At 63.8% G+C, this 13,560-nt stretch carries 12 protein-coding genes; 8 read left to right on the top strand and 4 right to left on the bottom strand.

Annotation, left to right across the window (positions count from 1 at the left end; translation table 11 throughout):
• Positions 1-13: 13 nt before the first annotated feature.
• From UP09_RS32930 to UP09_RS32920, 3 genes are all read left to right on the top strand, one after another.
• Positions 14-1,231, top strand: coding sequence for a GGDEF domain-containing protein (locus UP09_RS32930; RefSeq protein ID WP_044542735.1), 1,218 nt, complete (start codon positions 14-16; stop codon positions 1,229-1,231).
• Between the two features lie 48 nt (positions 1,232-1,279).
• Positions 1,280-1,516 carry a hypothetical protein gene (locus tag UP09_RS32925; RefSeq protein WP_044542456.1) on the top strand — a complete coding sequence of 79 codons (237 nt, stop codon included), beginning with the start codon at positions 1,280-1,282 and terminating at the stop codon, positions 1,514-1,516.
• A 117-nt stretch (positions 1,517-1,633) separates the two neighbouring features.
• On the top strand, positions 1,634-1,930 hold the full coding sequence (locus UP09_RS32920; RefSeq protein WP_044542455.1) for an antibiotic biosynthesis monooxygenase family protein: 297 nt from the start codon (positions 1,634-1,636) through the stop codon (positions 1,928-1,930).
• Between the two features lie 7 nt (positions 1,931-1,937).
• Here UP09_RS32920 and UP09_RS32915 read toward each other — a convergent pair whose 3' ends face one another.
• Positions 1,938-3,074 carry an AI-2E family transporter gene (locus UP09_RS32915; RefSeq protein ID WP_044542454.1) on the bottom strand — a complete coding sequence of 379 codons (1,137 nt, stop codon included), beginning with the start codon at positions 3,072-3,074 and terminating at the stop codon, positions 1,938-1,940.
• A 291-nt stretch (positions 3,075-3,365) separates the two neighbouring features.
• Between UP09_RS32915 and UP09_RS32910 the strand changes: the two genes are divergently transcribed.
• The 3 genes from UP09_RS32910 (at position 3,366) to UP09_RS32900 (ending at position 7,326) form a co-directional block, all read left to right on the top strand.
• Positions 3,366-4,136 carry a gamma-glutamyl-gamma-aminobutyrate hydrolase family protein gene (locus tag UP09_RS32910; RefSeq protein WP_044542453.1) on the top strand — a complete coding sequence of 257 codons (771 nt, stop codon included), beginning with the start codon at positions 3,366-3,368 and terminating at the stop codon, positions 4,134-4,136.
• 325 nt (positions 4,137-4,461) lie between these two features.
• A complete protein-coding gene (locus UP09_RS32905; RefSeq protein WP_044542452.1) occupies positions 4,462-4,698 on the top strand; it encodes a hypothetical protein in 237 nt (78 codons plus the stop codon).
• Positions 4,699-5,019: 321 nt separating this feature from the next.
• The gene (locus UP09_RS32900; RefSeq protein WP_052833279.1) at positions 5,020-7,326 is read left to right on the top strand and encodes a hybrid sensor histidine kinase/response regulator; all 2,307 of its coding nucleotides are present in this window, start codon (positions 5,020-5,022) and stop codon (positions 7,324-7,326) included.
• A gap of 91 nt (positions 7,327-7,417) precedes the next feature.
• Here the strand turns inward: UP09_RS32900 and UP09_RS32895 are convergent, their stop codons facing one another.
• The 3 genes from UP09_RS32895 to UP09_RS38675 form a co-directional block, all read right to left on the bottom strand.
• Positions 7,418-9,019, bottom strand: coding sequence for an OPT/YSL family transporter (locus UP09_RS32895; RefSeq protein WP_044542451.1), 1,602 nt, complete (start codon positions 9,017-9,019; stop codon positions 7,418-7,420).
• On the bottom strand, positions 9,016-9,678 hold the full coding sequence (locus UP09_RS32890; RefSeq protein WP_197082780.1) for an AroM family protein: 663 nt from the start codon (positions 9,676-9,678) through the stop codon (positions 9,016-9,018). Before UP09_RS32890 ends, UP09_RS32895 begins: the two co-directional genes overlap by 4 nt.
• Before the next feature lie 116 nt (positions 9,679-9,794).
• The gene (locus tag UP09_RS38675; protein WP_283806031.1) at positions 9,795-10,817 is read right to left on the bottom strand and encodes an AroM family protein; all 1,023 of its coding nucleotides are present in this window, start codon (positions 10,815-10,817) and stop codon (positions 9,795-9,797) included.
• A gap of 60 nt (positions 10,818-10,877) precedes the next feature.
• Here UP09_RS38675 and UP09_RS32880 point away from each other — a divergent pair, with 60 nt between their 5' ends.
• Together UP09_RS32880 and UP09_RS32875 are read left to right on the top strand one after the other, a co-directional pair.
• Positions 10,878-11,978 (top strand): S-methyl thiohydantoin desulfurase family protein, encoded by a 1,101-nt coding sequence (locus tag UP09_RS32880; RefSeq protein ID WP_044542449.1) that lies wholly within the window; start codon positions 10,878-10,880, stop codon positions 11,976-11,978.
• Positions 11,975-13,516, top strand: coding sequence for a hydantoinase/oxoprolinase N-terminal domain-containing protein (locus tag UP09_RS32875; RefSeq protein ID WP_044542448.1), 1,542 nt, complete (start codon positions 11,975-11,977; stop codon positions 13,514-13,516). Before UP09_RS32880 ends, UP09_RS32875 begins: the two co-directional genes overlap by 4 nt.
• Positions 13,517-13,560 lie beyond the last annotated feature (44 nt).

The raw sequence follows: 13,560 nt of genomic DNA, 5'->3' as shown, positions 1-13,560 counted from the left end.
TGGCTGGGGTCAGATCATGTCGTTCGACACGTCGACGCTTTATTTGTTCGCCACCATGGTCGCGGGCATGCTCGGCGCCATGCTGATGTTCTTCGGCAGGCAGGAGAATATCCCCGCGTTGAAATGGTGGGGCACCGCCTATCTGCTCGGCGCCGCCTCGGTTGCGCTGTGCACGGTCGGCGGCTCCGCGCTCGGCACGCCGATCTTGCTGGCGCTGAACGCGGTCGGCTTTGCCGCATGCGGCATGGTCTGGAACGCCTCGCGCGTGTTTCACGGCCGCAAGCCCAATTTGCCGGGCCTGATGCTCGGCCCGATCGCCTGGATCGGGGCCGTGACGACGGTGGAGGATTCCGCAACCCGCCTGACGATCGGGGCTGCGATCGTCGCGATCTACGCCGCGCTGACTGCCGCCGAATTGTGGAACGAGCGCCGCCGCGCGATGCAAAAGCGCTGGCCCGCGATCGTCGTGCCGGTCGCGCATGGCTGCGTGTTGATGCTGCCCATTTTGCTCGGCGACCTCTTGCGGGGGAACGAGGAGAATTTCGCCACCAGCTTCTGGGTCACGTTGTTCTCGGTCGAGCTCGTGTTGTATGCGATCGGAACCGTGTTCGTGATCTTCATGATGGTGTCGGACCGCGCGGTGGCCGTGCACAAGACGGCCGCGTCGATCGACCCGCTGAGCGGCATGCTCAACCGGCGCGGCTTCTCGGAAGCCTGCACGCGGGTGATCGAGCGCGAGGCCAATGCCGGTCGTCCGGTCACGGCGATGATCTTCGACATCGACCATTTCAAGTCGATCAACGACCGCTTCGGTCATCCCGCCGGCGACGAGATCCTGAAGCTGTTCGCCGCCGTCGTGGTCAACAATCTCCGCATCAGCGATCTCTCCGGTCGCATCGGCGGTGAGGAATTCGCAGCACTTTTGCCGTGTTCGCTGGACGAGGGCGTTCTGGTCGCCGAGCGCGTGCGCGAGGCCTTTGAGACCAGCGGCATTACCTGCGATGAAGGTGCGGTCGACACCACCGTCAGCATCGGCGTCGCCGGTGGGCCGGCCGGGACCGAGCTGGAGGTGCTGCTCGCTTCGGCCGATACCGCGCTGTACCAGGCCAAGCGCAGCGGCCGCAATCGGGTCGAGGCGGCCGAAGAGCTGCCGCTGTCGCTGGAGAACTGGCGGCGCAAGACCGCAGGCCTGCCTGCGTCGGCGCGCCACAAGCCCGCGACCGTCCAATGACGAATGATGGTAATCATTGATTAACCATCCGGCTCCATCCTTGAGGGCATGGAGTCGATACGTACACGAAACCCGCAGGCAGCCCTGATGTCGCTCGAAGCCGACGCTGCTTCGACGCGTGGCGGATTCGCTTGCATGTTCTCGAACTCGCATGAATACGAGACGGCGCTGATCGCCGAACGCCGCGCGCAGGGCCGCTACAGCCAGCCGACGCGCCGCTGGCCGATGCTGTTGCTGATTGGCGCCATGCTGGTGGTTTTTGTCACCGGGCTGATGTTCGGCTGAACATCGGCGAGATCTGGCCGACCAAGACTTGGTCGATACGGGCGCCCACGAAGGCGCCTTTTTCTTTTTGGCCGGCTGGGCTAGAGACAGGCCTTCCCAGAGAGAGGCCAACGCCCAATGATCACGGAAATCGCACTCATCGACGTCAAGCCCGGCAGCGAGGCGGATTTTGAAGCAGCGGTGGCAAAGGCGCGTCCGCTGTTCCTGCGCGCCAAGGGCGGCAAGGGATTTGAACTGCACCGCTCGATCGAGAAGCCATCACGCTATCGGCTGTTGGCGAAGTGGGAGACGGTGGAGAACCACACCGTCGATTTCCGCGGCTCGGAGGATTTCGCCACTTGGCGCGCGCTGGTCGGCCCTTACTTCGCGGCGCCCCCTGAGGTCGAGCACACCGAGACCGTGCTCACTGCCTGAGACAATCTTACGCGGCTTGCGCAGGTGAGGCGTCCTCCGCCTTGAAGTGGTCGATCATCACCTTGGCGATCGCCATCAGCGGCAGCGCCAGCGCCAGTCCCCAGATGCCGAACACGACGCCGAGCAGGATCTGGAACGCAAACAGCGTGGCGGGGGGGATGTCGAGCGCCTGACGTTGGATGATCGGCGTCAGCACGTAGCTTTCCATCGCGTGCACACCGAGGAACAGGATGAAGGCGGACAGCGCCGCAATCCAACCGGTGGCGAGGCTCGCCAGCACCACGATGACCCCGCCGAGGATCGCGCCGACCGTCGGAATGAAAGCCAGCAGGCCGGCCTGGATGCCGAGGATGAACGAGCTCGGGATGCCGATGATGGCCAGCCCAATCCAGGTGACGAGGAACACCGCCACCATCGTGATGATCTGCGCGATCAGCCAGCGCTCGAGCGTCTCGCCGATGCGGTCGACGATCGCGGTCGCCTCGTTGCGGTACTTGGCCGGTGCGATGAACAGCAACCCCGCGCGGTAGATGCCGGGCTGCGCCGCGAAGGCGAGTCCGAGGAACAGCACGATGAAGAAGTTGCCGACCACGCTGACGGTACCGAGCAGCACCTTCAGCGTCTGGCTGATGATCGCGCCGCCGCTGGAGGCGAGCGCACCGGCGCTCGGCAGGTTACGGGCCGGGGTCGCGGCGGGCGCAGTCGTCGCCGCGGCAGTTCCTTCCGGCTTCGCTTCGCCGACCACATTGGCGAAATCGAGATAGCTGGTGTCGACGCCGTGCTGTTCGAGGAAATTCTTCACGCTACCGAGCTGCGACTTGATGGTGTTGCTGAGCACCGTCGCCTGTTCCGCGATGGTGGTGCCGCCGAGGAAGACGATCCCGGACAGCAGCCCAGCCAGCGCGAGGCAGACGATCGCGAGCCGCAACGCGTGCGGCAATTTGACGAGGTGGCCGAGCAGGCTGCTCATCGCGTTCAGGCCGACGCCGAGCAGCACGCCGGAAAACAGCAGGAACAGCGTCGCGGCGAAATTCCAGGTGAACAGCAACAGCGCCGCGAACAGCACGGCGCCGATGCCACCGACGGCGATCGCCCACGCCATATCGTTGCGGGCCTGCAGGCGATTGTCAGCCGAATCAGTCACGGGTGATTCCCTCTCTCGCGGCGGTGTCCAAGGCAGTCTTTGGCGAAAACCCGGCGGGGATCAAGCTACCGGCTGGGTTTGACGCCGACGGATTGCTGCACCGGGCGAGCAGGCCGTGCCGAGGCCGCTGCCGGCCCGGCCAAGGCCGGGAGGGAGCCGGCTGGACCCGGTTTTGTGCAGGGCTGCAAGTTGTGCTGTGCAGATATAGACAGTTGATCCGGCGGGAACTCGAAGGCATGATCGTCTCCGAAACATGGCAAACGTAGAAAATCATTGCGCGAGACTTGAATAATGAGACGGCCCGTGGTCGGCGTGATCGGAAACGCCCATCGCCTTGAAAATCGTTTCACGGTCCAGATGGTCGGAGAGCGCAACCTTCGCGCTGTTGCCGAAATCTCGGGTGCAGTGCCGCTGATGTTTGCGGGAACTCCTGAGATCACCGACGTCGCCGCCTTGCTCGACGTGGTCGACGGCGTGGTGCTGACCGGGGCGCGCGCCAATGTGCATCCGACGCGCTTCAATACCGAGCCTTGCGCCGCCCACGAGCCTTACGATTTGCACCGCGACGATGTCGCGCTGGCGCTGTCGGAGGCCTGCGTCGCGCGCGGTGTCCCGATCTTCGGCATCTGCCGCGGCCTGCAGGAGATGAACGTCGCGTTCGGCGGTTCGCTGCATCCGGAGATCCGCGAGATCCCCGGCCGCATCAACCACCGCATGCCGCGGCTCGAGAATGGCGAGATCCATCCCGATCCCACGGTCGTGTTCGCCGATCGTCACGACGTCACGCTAACGCCGGGCGGCGCATTCGCAACCATCCTCGGACGCGAGTCCATCCGGGTCAATTCGCTGCACGGGCAGGGCATCCTCGAGCCCGGCAAGCGCGTCGTGATCGAGGGCATCGCCGAGGATGGCACCATCGAGGCGATCCGCATCGCCGACGCGCCCACCTTCGCGCTCGGCGTGCAGTGGCACGCCGAATACGACCCGCAACGCAACCCGATCAACCGCGCGCTGTTCGAGGCGTTCGGCAACGCGCTGCGCGAGCGGCGACGGGCGGCGTAGGGTTGCCGCAGCGGTAGTGTCATCGCCCGGCTCGACCGGGCGACCCAGTATTCCAGAGACAGTCGTGCTTGAGATGAGGGGGCGCGGCGTACTGGCGCCGTCGGGCAACTCAGTGATTGCCCCACCAAGGTTGGTTTGCCTCTCGGACAGCTCTTGCATGATTTGCGGCAAAACCACGTCCGAGCCTTCAGACGGAACTGCCACGCACCTCACGCAACGGTGTTGGAATGAAACGCCAGGACGATCCGTCATGGGATGTGAACTCATGAACTCGCCAGAGAGGCCAAACCTCTTTGGCACGTTGCATCCCATCAGGAGAAGTCCAATGACGACAATCAAGTTCTTGCTGGCCGGATTGATCGCGAGCGGCCTGCTCACAATGCCTGCCGGTGCTCACGAAAACGCGACCGCCAAGCGACATGACGTGACGAGAGGCATCGCTTCCAGCGACAACTGGATTTACGGCAATGCCCGCATTCCGGCGCCGCGTGTCTTTTCCTCACCGCCCCATGACGAGGCCGGCGGCGTTTGCGACTTCGGCGACAATGCAATGATCTGCTGAAAAGCGCGCGGAGAAAATCGATTGTTCCGCTGCCCGCGAGAGATGTCGTAGGCACCAGATGCGCCCGCCGTTGCCGCCTTCGGCCGCCGGCGGGTGCAAGCGCAACTCATCCGGCTCGCACTCCCCGATGCCGCGATCCGGATCAATCGGTCCCCCGGGGCGCCCTCCGTAATTCTACGGGCGCGAAATTGGCGGAACGCCGGGCCGAACTCGGCTAAGCAACAGTAAGCGGCCGGATATTGCCCGGCGCTGACGCTCCTCGCCGATATACTGTCCTCCTATCCACTTTCCGGTGCCGCTGACAACGATGAGTTGGTCGGGATGAATTTGTCGGGCCGCCTGGCGCTCGGGATGCTGGCCCCCGTCGTCGTGATCCTGCTCGCGTTGGGCGTCGTGCATGGCGTCTCCTGGCCGCTTCTGCTGTTCGTCGCAGGCGTGGTCGCGGTGGTGCTGGCGCTCGTGGTTGCCGTGACAATCGGCAGGTCGCTGTCGAGGCCGCTCGCCCGAATGACGCGGGCAGTCGAGGGGCTGTCCCGCGGCGAGACGGTGCCGATGCCTTCAGGCGGCGGCCCCGAGATCGCATGCCTCGCAACCGCGCTCGCCGGGTTGTCGGGCCAGCTAGGCACCAGGCAGAACTTCCTGGAGAAGACCGTCGAAAGCATCCGCGATCCGGTGGTGGTGGCCGACCAGCATGGTGCGGTGGTGATCGTCAACGCCGCGGCGCGGTGCATGTTCGGCGTCGATCCCGGCTTCAACAGCCTGACCGGCATCCGCACGTTCCAGTGCTATTACGCCGATGGCGTGACCGTGATGCCGATACCGGAGACGCCGCTGGCGCGTGCGCTGCGCGGCGAGGATGTCGACGATGTCGCGCTGGTCGTGAAGCTGCGGCAACCTGATGCGGAGGTCTGCCTGGTCGCCAATGCCCGGCCGTTGCGCGACGAGGCCGGCAACCTTCGCGGCGCGGTCACGGTGCTTCATGACATCACCGCGCAGCGGCTGGCGCATCAGGCGCTGGTCCAGAGCGAGCAAATGGCGCAGGCCATCGTCAAGACCGCGCTCGATGCGTTCGTGCAGACCGATCAGGACGGGTTCGTCCTCGACTGGAGCCCGCAGGCCGAGGCGCTGACCGGGTGGACGCGATCCGAGACCGTCGGCACCCGGCTGGTGGAGTTGGTGTTTCCGGAACAGCTGCGGGAAGCGCACCGGCAACGGATCGCGCGATTCCTGCAGGAAATCGCGGCCGGGGACATGGGCATGCGGTACGAATCCGCGGCCCTGCATCGGGACGGCCACCAGTTCTTCGTCGAGGTATCGCTCAGCGGGCTGCGTCGCGGCGATGGTTACGTCATCAACGCCTTTGTCAGGGACATCACGCAGCGGCGCCTCGCCGAGGAGCAGTTGATCCAGGCGCAGAAGATGGAGTCGGTCGGGCAATTGACCGGCGGCATCGCGCATGACTTCAACAACATGCTGACCGTGATCACCGGCACGATCGAGATCCTCGCCGACGGCGTCAAGGACGACCCGCAGCTTGCCTCGATCGCCAAGCTGATCAGCGACGCCGCCGATCGCGGCGCGCAGCTCACCTCGAGCCTGTTGGCGTTCGCCCGCAAGCAGCCGCTGCAACCCACCGAGACCGACGTCAACGATCTCGTCGGCGAGGTGGTGCGGCTATTGTCGCAGACGCTGGGCTCGCAGATCGCGATCAGGACCGATCTCGGCCGCGATGCCTGGCTGGCATTCGTCGACCGCAGCCAGCTCGGCGCGGCGCTGGTCAATCTCGCCATCAACGCGCGCGACGCGATGCCTGATGGCGGCACGCTGACATTTTCGACTCGCAACATCCAGCTTGGCATTCCCGACGCAGTGGCGTGCGGCGTCGAGCGGGCCGGCGATCATCTCGTGATCGAGGTGAGCGATACCGGCGTCGGGATTTCGCGATCGCATCTGGAGAAGATCTTCGATCCGTTCTTTTCCACCAAGGAGGTCGGTCAGGGCACCGGGCTCGGGCTCAGCATGGTGTTCGGCTTCGTCAAGCAAACCGGCGGCGGGATCGAGGTGCTGAGCGAGGAGGGACATGGCGCGACATTCAGGATCTACCTGCCCAAGGCCGACGGCGCCGCGCCGCATCTTGCAGAACAGCACGACCGGCCTGTCCGCGGCGGCAGCGAGACCATCCTCTGCGTCGAGGATGACGACAGGATCCGCGACTACGTCGCGGGACAGCTTGAGGGCCTCGGCTACACGGTTCTGGTTGCGGCCAATGCCGATGACGCGCTTGCCATCGTCGAGCGCGGCGTGGCGTTCGATCTGCTGTTCACCGATATCGTGATGCCCGGACGCATGAACGGCCGGCAGCTGGCCGAGACGCTGATGGCCGGGCGGCCCACGCTTCGGGTGCTCTTCACCTCCGGTTACAGCGACGGCGCGCTGCCGCTGCAGGGACGCGCCGGGCACGGCATTCCGCTGCTGAGAAAGCCCTACCGGCGCGCGGAATTGGCGCGCATGCTGCGGCGCTGCCTCGATCTTGCGGTCGACGTGGAGGGCGACCCGCTGCCGCTGCCTTACTCGGTGCTTTCAGATCTCGAACGCTTCCTGCGCGAGAATTCGCCGGACAAGGCGTAGTTCGCTACACACTCTTTCGGATCTGCTCTGGCCCAACAAGGCCGGGCAGAGCCATAGCTGGCTGTCGCCCGAGCCGAAATTAGCGTGCGGTTCAAGGACGCCGCGAGATATTGGTAGCGATCGAATTGAAGAATGAGAACAGAGCATCTCCCGCGATTACGCCACCGGCAAATACCTCCATCACCGAGCGGCCGTCCGCTCCGCGGACTGCAAGCCAAATCTGCCGCAAGGCAATACCTAGCAGCACCGCCCAACCAGCCAACGGAGCCGCGATCAACAGCCCTGTGGCAAACAGGACGCCAAGCTGGCGTTTCTGACCACCGAGCAGTTGCAGCAACGCACCGGGTATGGCCCAGAGCATCATCGACGTAGCTGCAGGGCCGGTGATGCCGGATTTGATGGTGGCCGCGTACACCCTGTCCACCGGCGGGATCATGTTCTGCGAGAAATAGCCCTTCCATGTGAGGCCAACGACGACGATCGCGACCACGAAAGCGGTCATCGCGGCGTAGAGTTGCTGGCGGCGCCCGTCAGCCTCGAACGCTGCACCATGACCTGTTCTCAGCATGAAACCAGCCTTTAGATCGTAGCCCATATCCGCAAAGGCTGGACCCGTCGCGGCGGAAAAACCCACCAGCAGCGTCAGTGCAGGAATTGGAAATCCGATCAGTATACCAACCAACAGTGTGATCAGGGCGATCGCGAAGGCCGGGAACCATCCCGAATGCATCGCGGCCAATCCGACCAGCAACTCATGCACGAACGCCGCGAATGCTGCGTAAATCACAAATGCAATCAGCATCACGAGTGACAGGTCGCTCGCAAGACCACCGACGAGCGCGATTCCGACGGCGATGCAAAGGTAGGCGAGGAAGCCGAGACCCAAGGTGCGTCCAACGCTGTTGCTGCGGGCAACATTCGTGTCGGCGGCGACATCGCGCCGGAAGATGACGACCCCCACCTGTATCAACGCCATCAGCCCCGCGCCGATCATAAATCCATGCGGCACCAAAGCTGCATTCAGGTCTGCGCCGGGCAATACGGACTGGAACATCTCGCCGGAGAACAGGACCTTGGAATAGCCCCGCAGCAGCAGCCCGACACCGAACATCAGCAGTGCCCAGACATTGCCGATGAAGGCGATGCCGAACGCAGACATCGGAACGCCAAACCAGGACCCAGCCGCGCCCAGGCCAACGCCCAACCCGAGGATCGCAGCCTTGCGACCACCCTCGTCGCCCGCGCGAATTGCTTCTGCAACCGCCACGCCGGGCGGCCAGGCGCCATCGGCCGGGAACACTTTACTGTCGAACATGCGATACAGCAGGAACCCGTCCAGCAGCATCGCGCAGGCGACGCCGGCAAACATCGGCAGGATCAGGTCGGTGCGCCCCAGCACGAAGGGAATGCCGATTGGCAGCAGCAGACTGTTGGCTGCGCCGAACGTTGCCGCCGATATCGCGCTCTGCGCCAGGTTCTGGATATGAATGGATCGATAACGTTGGAATAGGGCAAGCGGAATGCGGGCCAGACCGATCGCAACAAGTGCGCCGATCATGGAGGTGTTGGGGGTTACACCCAGCGTCGTCAACAGTTGCAGCCCGATGATCGCGCCGAACACCGACAGAACCACCACCAGGATCAACGTCGACGGCTCGAACAGTTTCGGGTGAAGTTCGGACCCTTCGGTCATGCCAGCACGATGTCGATCGCATGCGCCACCAGCAGGCGCGACACAAGAACCGGCCGGTTGGCCGCTTGCTTCACCACTTTGCGCATCGCTTCGGTATACCCGATGCAATGCATCACGATGATATCGGTGTCGGCCAGCGACGCACCGGCTTGCTGCAGGGCGGTCTCGTTCCCGACAAGATAGGGTGAGGCGCCCGCGGCCTTTGTCGCAAGGCCGGGAATGCCGTGGAATTCGTCGATCTGTGCCGCATTTGGCAGCACGATGCCGATCCGTTCCGCGCCATAGGCGAGGCCCTGAACGAAGTGATCAACAGTGTGCTGAGGCTCGATGAACGGCGTGCGCAGGTGGAAAGGGGTGAAATGTCCGGTGCACAGCAGAACCAGCAGGTCGAACCCGGCCTGGTCCAATTCGGCCAGGATCGTATGCAAGCGGCGGTCGATTGCCGGCTTGCCGAGCAGCACCTCCCGCCCATCCCGCAGGCGAGTGACCAGCCGCTCCTCGCCTGGCTGCGGTGCCAGGTTGGCAATGGCGTTGTCGGTCAGCCCGTCGAGTGCTCCGCGCTCGGTTACCTCGAATTGCGTCTGTGTTTGCTCGATGATATCCGGCAACACGTCGCTACGCGGCGATTGTCCGATGGTGACAAAGGCAACTCGCCGCATCGCAGACTCCATTTTTGGCAGCACGATACGTTATTCGCTGATTTGAGCCAGCTATATACGTGCCGTCACGTATATCAGTGCGACGATTGGGCGAGATTATCGCGAGGCTTTTCCGATCAGCCGTCCGCGGCGCCGAGAAGTAGCGCACGACGGATCAACTCGGCCGGTGAGCCTGCCTCCAATTTGTTCATAACCCTCCCGCGATGGATTTCGACCGTACGATGGCTAATGCCGAGCCGCCGGGCGATGACCTTGTTGGGCTCTCCGTCCATCACGCAGGCCAGTACTTGCCGTTCGCGCGGCGTCAGAGGCACTGACGGGGGCGGCAAGCGATCGATGAGTTCTTTGGTTCCAGGTGATACGCTCGGCAAACCGGTCGGCACGACGCCGGTAGCCGCGCCTAATTCAGACAGGTGCAGTCGCATTGCACCAACGATGATGCGTCTTGCGGTGACCACCGGTTTGCCCGTGGCAACAGCCATGCAGCGGGCGTTCTCCTCGGAGTAACCGACCGAGTGCATCAGGATGAGATCCGCCGCCCCCAATTGGGCTGCAGCGTCGGCTAGCCGGGCGGCTTCGCCGGTGGCGGCGACCGCATGCGCATTCTGGATCAGTGTGCCATGGCCGTCGATCTCAGCCTGCTTTGCCAATGGATAGATCACCCCAATGCGGCAATCGCCAACGACCAGGGCGTCAATCCATGTATCCACCGCACGCTGGCCATGCACGAGCGGAGTGCGCAACGAGAACGACTGGAACACGCCTGTCGTCAGGAGAACGATCAGATCGAATCCAAGGCCATCCAGTCGTTGCAGCAGCGCCGTCAGTCGGCCGACAACGAAGCCGGTGTCCGCCTCGATGTGGCGGCCGTCCCGCAGGCGCGTATACAACCGCCGTTCCGATCCGCGCTCCGTCTGAGATGCGATCTCGGCTGCCGTCAATCCGTCGAGCGCGCCGAACTCCTGGTAGTCGGCCACGCCATCCAGCATTCCCAGGATATCCGGTACCACGTCCGTCCGAGGTGCCTGGCCAATGGTAGCGAAGGCGATCCGTGGTTTTGAACGACGCAGCCCATGGCACTCAATGATGCGGCGTGCATGACCGTGATCAGCCACTGTGACGCGTCCGTAAGGGTTCATCCGTATGGTCGCCCGGCACGAGCCTCGGTAACATCGTCCCAACGACATGTGGGCGGGCAAATGAGACCGATCGAACGCGACGAGTTGGAGCCATTAGCGACTGGGGCATGGATCCTCGGAACCGGAGGTGGAGGATCTCCATACCTGTCCTACCTCAACATGTGCAATCTTTATGCCGACGGGTCACAGGTTAACTTGATGGATCCCGCCGACCTCGCCGATGACGCGTTGGTCGCGGTGGTATCCAATATGGGAGCTCCCCTTGTAGGACAGGAGCGCCTGTCCGATCCCGCCTTTGCCGCCAAGCCGGTGCGGATGATGGAAGAATACCTCGGTCGTCGCTTTGACGCTGTGATGTCGGTGGAGATTGGCGGCGGCAACGCCTTCCAGCCGCTTCTGGTGGGCGCCGTGACCGGGCTGCCGGTTGTTGACGCCGACGCCATGGGTCGAGCCTACCCCGAAGCACAGATGACCAGCTTTGCCATCGCCGATTTGCCGATGTTTCCGCTGACGCTTGCCGACATCCGCGACAACGAGGTGATCGTTGCCCGCGCTGCAAGCTGGAAATGGATGGAGAGGATCAGCCGCAAGGTATGCACGGAGGTCGGGTCGATCGCCGCGACCTGCAAGGCGCCGCGCAGCGGTGCTGAAGTAAAGGCCCACGGTATCCTCTACACGACAACCCAGGCCATTGCCCTGGGCCGGGAAGTTCGCCGCGCGCGCCGCGCGCACGAAGACCCGGTTGCAGCGATCCTGACCGCCGCCAACGGCAAGCTGCTGTTTCGCGGCAAAATCGCCGACGTGCAGCGTCGCACCACGGAAGGCTTTCTGCGCGGCACCGCACGTATGGAAGGCATCGATGATGATCGTGGCATCCGGTTCGAGGTGGCGTTCCAGAATGAGTACGCCGTCGGTTGGCGCGACGGTCGCGTGGTCGTGACCACGCCCGATCTGATATGCCTGCTCGACAGTGTCTCAGGAGAGGCTATCGGCACAGAGAGCCTGCGTTATGGCCAACGGGTCAGCGTGATCGCGCTGCCGGCGCCGGCCATTCTGCGCACGCCGAAAGGCATCGCTCATGTCGGGCCGCGCGCCTTTGGCCACGACACGGACTACGTGACGGTTTTCGACGATGCCGACCCGACGGAGCAACGGTCATGAGGCGCATCGGCATCGACGTCGGCGGGACCAACACGGATGCGGTGTTGATTGACGGCAACCTTGTCCTGGTTGCGGTCAAAACCGCAACCACCGCCGACGTGCTGGGCGGCGTAAGAACCGCATTGAGCAAATTGCTGGCTGAAACAGCAAGCGAGCAGGGCCGCCGCGTCGCGGCGGTGGTCATTGGGACAACTCATTTCACCAATGCGGTGATCGAGCGCCGTGCCTTGCAGCGGGTCGGCGCGTTGCGTATCGGCTTGCCCGCGAGCGCGAGCCTGCCGCCCTTCGTCGACTGGCCGGAGGATCTCGCCGCTCTCGTTCGCGGTCAGGTCCACATGGTTGCAGGCGGGCATGAGTATGACGGCCGCGCGATCGTGCCACTCGACGTTGGCGCCATCCGGGATGCCGCGCGGCGCATGGCAGATGCCGGCCTCACGGCGGTCGGCGTCACCAGCGTCTTCTCGCCGCTGACCCCCGAATGTGAGCGGGAGGCTGAGCGGATTCTGGCCGAGGAAATTCCCAACGCCAATATCACTTTGTCGCACGAGTTGGGCCGGATCGGACTGCTCGAACGCGAGAACGTCACCCTGCTCAATGCTTGCCTGCAGGATTTGGCACACGAAACGGTGGCCGCATTTACTGAAGCCTTGCGTGGCAGCGGCCTCAGCGCACCGCTGTTTCTGACACAGAACGATGGCACGATCATGCGTGCCGAGGCGGCCAGCCGCTTTCCGGTATGGAGTTTTGCATCCGGCCCGACCAACAGCATGCGTGGGGCGGCCTTCCTGTCGGGACTAAATGACGCCGTTGTGGTTGACGTCGGTGGCACAACCAGCGACATCGGCTATCTGAAGGGCGGCTTTCCGCGCGAGGCCAACGCCGCAGTGGCAATCGGTGGCGTGCGGACGCTGTTTCGCATGCCGGATCTGTTGTCGATTGGACTGGGTGGCGGGACGGAGGTCAGCGCCGACGGCGTTCACATCGGCCCACGCAGCGTCGGCTTCCGATTGCTGGAAAAAGGCCTGGTGTTCGGTGGTGACACACTGACCGCGACCGACATTGCATGCGCGGCAGGTCGCGTCGATCTCGGCCAGCGGACGCGCGTGGCGGGTTTGCCGTCGGGTTTGGTGACGCGCAGTTTGGCACGCATGGGCGATATGATCGCCGAGGGCGTCGACCGGATGAAGACAGAGGCAGGCGATGTGCCGCTTCTCGCGGTGGGAGGCGGCAGTTTCCTGATTCCCGACCAGGTAGAGGGATGCAACCAGGTGATTCGCGTAGAGCATCACGCCGTTGCCAATGCCGTGGGCGCCGCGATCGCGCAAGTTAGCGGTGAGGTCGATCAGATATTTTCCAATGTCACACGTGACCAGGCTATCGCAGCCGCCCAGACGGAGGCGGAAGGTCGTGCAGTCGCTGCAGGAGCCAAACGGGGGAGCCTGAAGCTGGTTGAGATGGAGGATATCCCGCTGTCCTACCTCCCCGGAGATGCGCGTCGGGTGCGCGTTCGAATGATTGGTGACATTGGTTCGGACTGATTGGCGCCTCTCGTCTGGCTCGCGGATTTGAGCCGATTTCTGCA

The sequence above is a fragment of the Bradyrhizobium sp. LTSP885 genome (assembly GCF_000938305.1).
GTDB lineage: Bacteria > Pseudomonadota > Alphaproteobacteria > Rhizobiales > Xanthobacteraceae > Bradyrhizobium.
The sequence above is the reverse complement of the archived record's forward strand: the minus strand, read 5'-3'. Positions and strand labels throughout refer to the sequence as shown.

Bases quoted from the DNA above. Each gene is read 5' to 3' on its own strand.
- UP09_RS38675 (WP_283806031.1), bottom strand. From the start codon at position 10,817: ATGAACCCTTACGGACGCGTCACAGTGGCTGATCACGGTCATGCACGC.
- UP09_RS32900 (WP_052833279.1), top strand. From the start codon at position 5,020: ATGAATTTGTCGGGCCGCCTGGCGCTCGGGATGCTGGCCCCCGTCGTC.
- UP09_RS32880 (WP_044542449.1), top strand. From the start codon at position 10,878: ATGAGACCGATCGAACGCGACGAGTTGGAGCCATTAGCGACTGGGGCA.
- UP09_RS32890 (WP_197082780.1), bottom strand. From the start codon at position 9,678: ATGCGGCGAGTTGCCTTTGTCACCATCGGACAATCGCCGCGTAGCGAC.
- UP09_RS32910 (WP_044542453.1), top strand. From the start codon at position 3,366: ATGAGACGGCCCGTGGTCGGCGTGATCGGAAACGCCCATCGCCTTGAA.
- UP09_RS32895 (WP_044542451.1), bottom strand. From the start codon at position 9,019: ATGACCGAAGGGTCCGAACTTCACCCGAAACTGTTCGAGCCGTCGACG.
- UP09_RS32925 (WP_044542456.1), top strand. From the start codon at position 1,280: ATGGAGTCGATACGTACACGAAACCCGCAGGCAGCCCTGATGTCGCTC.
- UP09_RS32905 (WP_044542452.1), top strand. From the start codon at position 4,462: ATGACGACAATCAAGTTCTTGCTGGCCGGATTGATCGCGAGCGGCCTG.
- UP09_RS32920 (WP_044542455.1), top strand. From the start codon at position 1,634: ATGATCACGGAAATCGCACTCATCGACGTCAAGCCCGGCAGCGAGGCG.
- UP09_RS32875 (WP_044542448.1), top strand. From the start codon at position 11,975: ATGAGGCGCATCGGCATCGACGTCGGCGGGACCAACACGGATGCGGTG.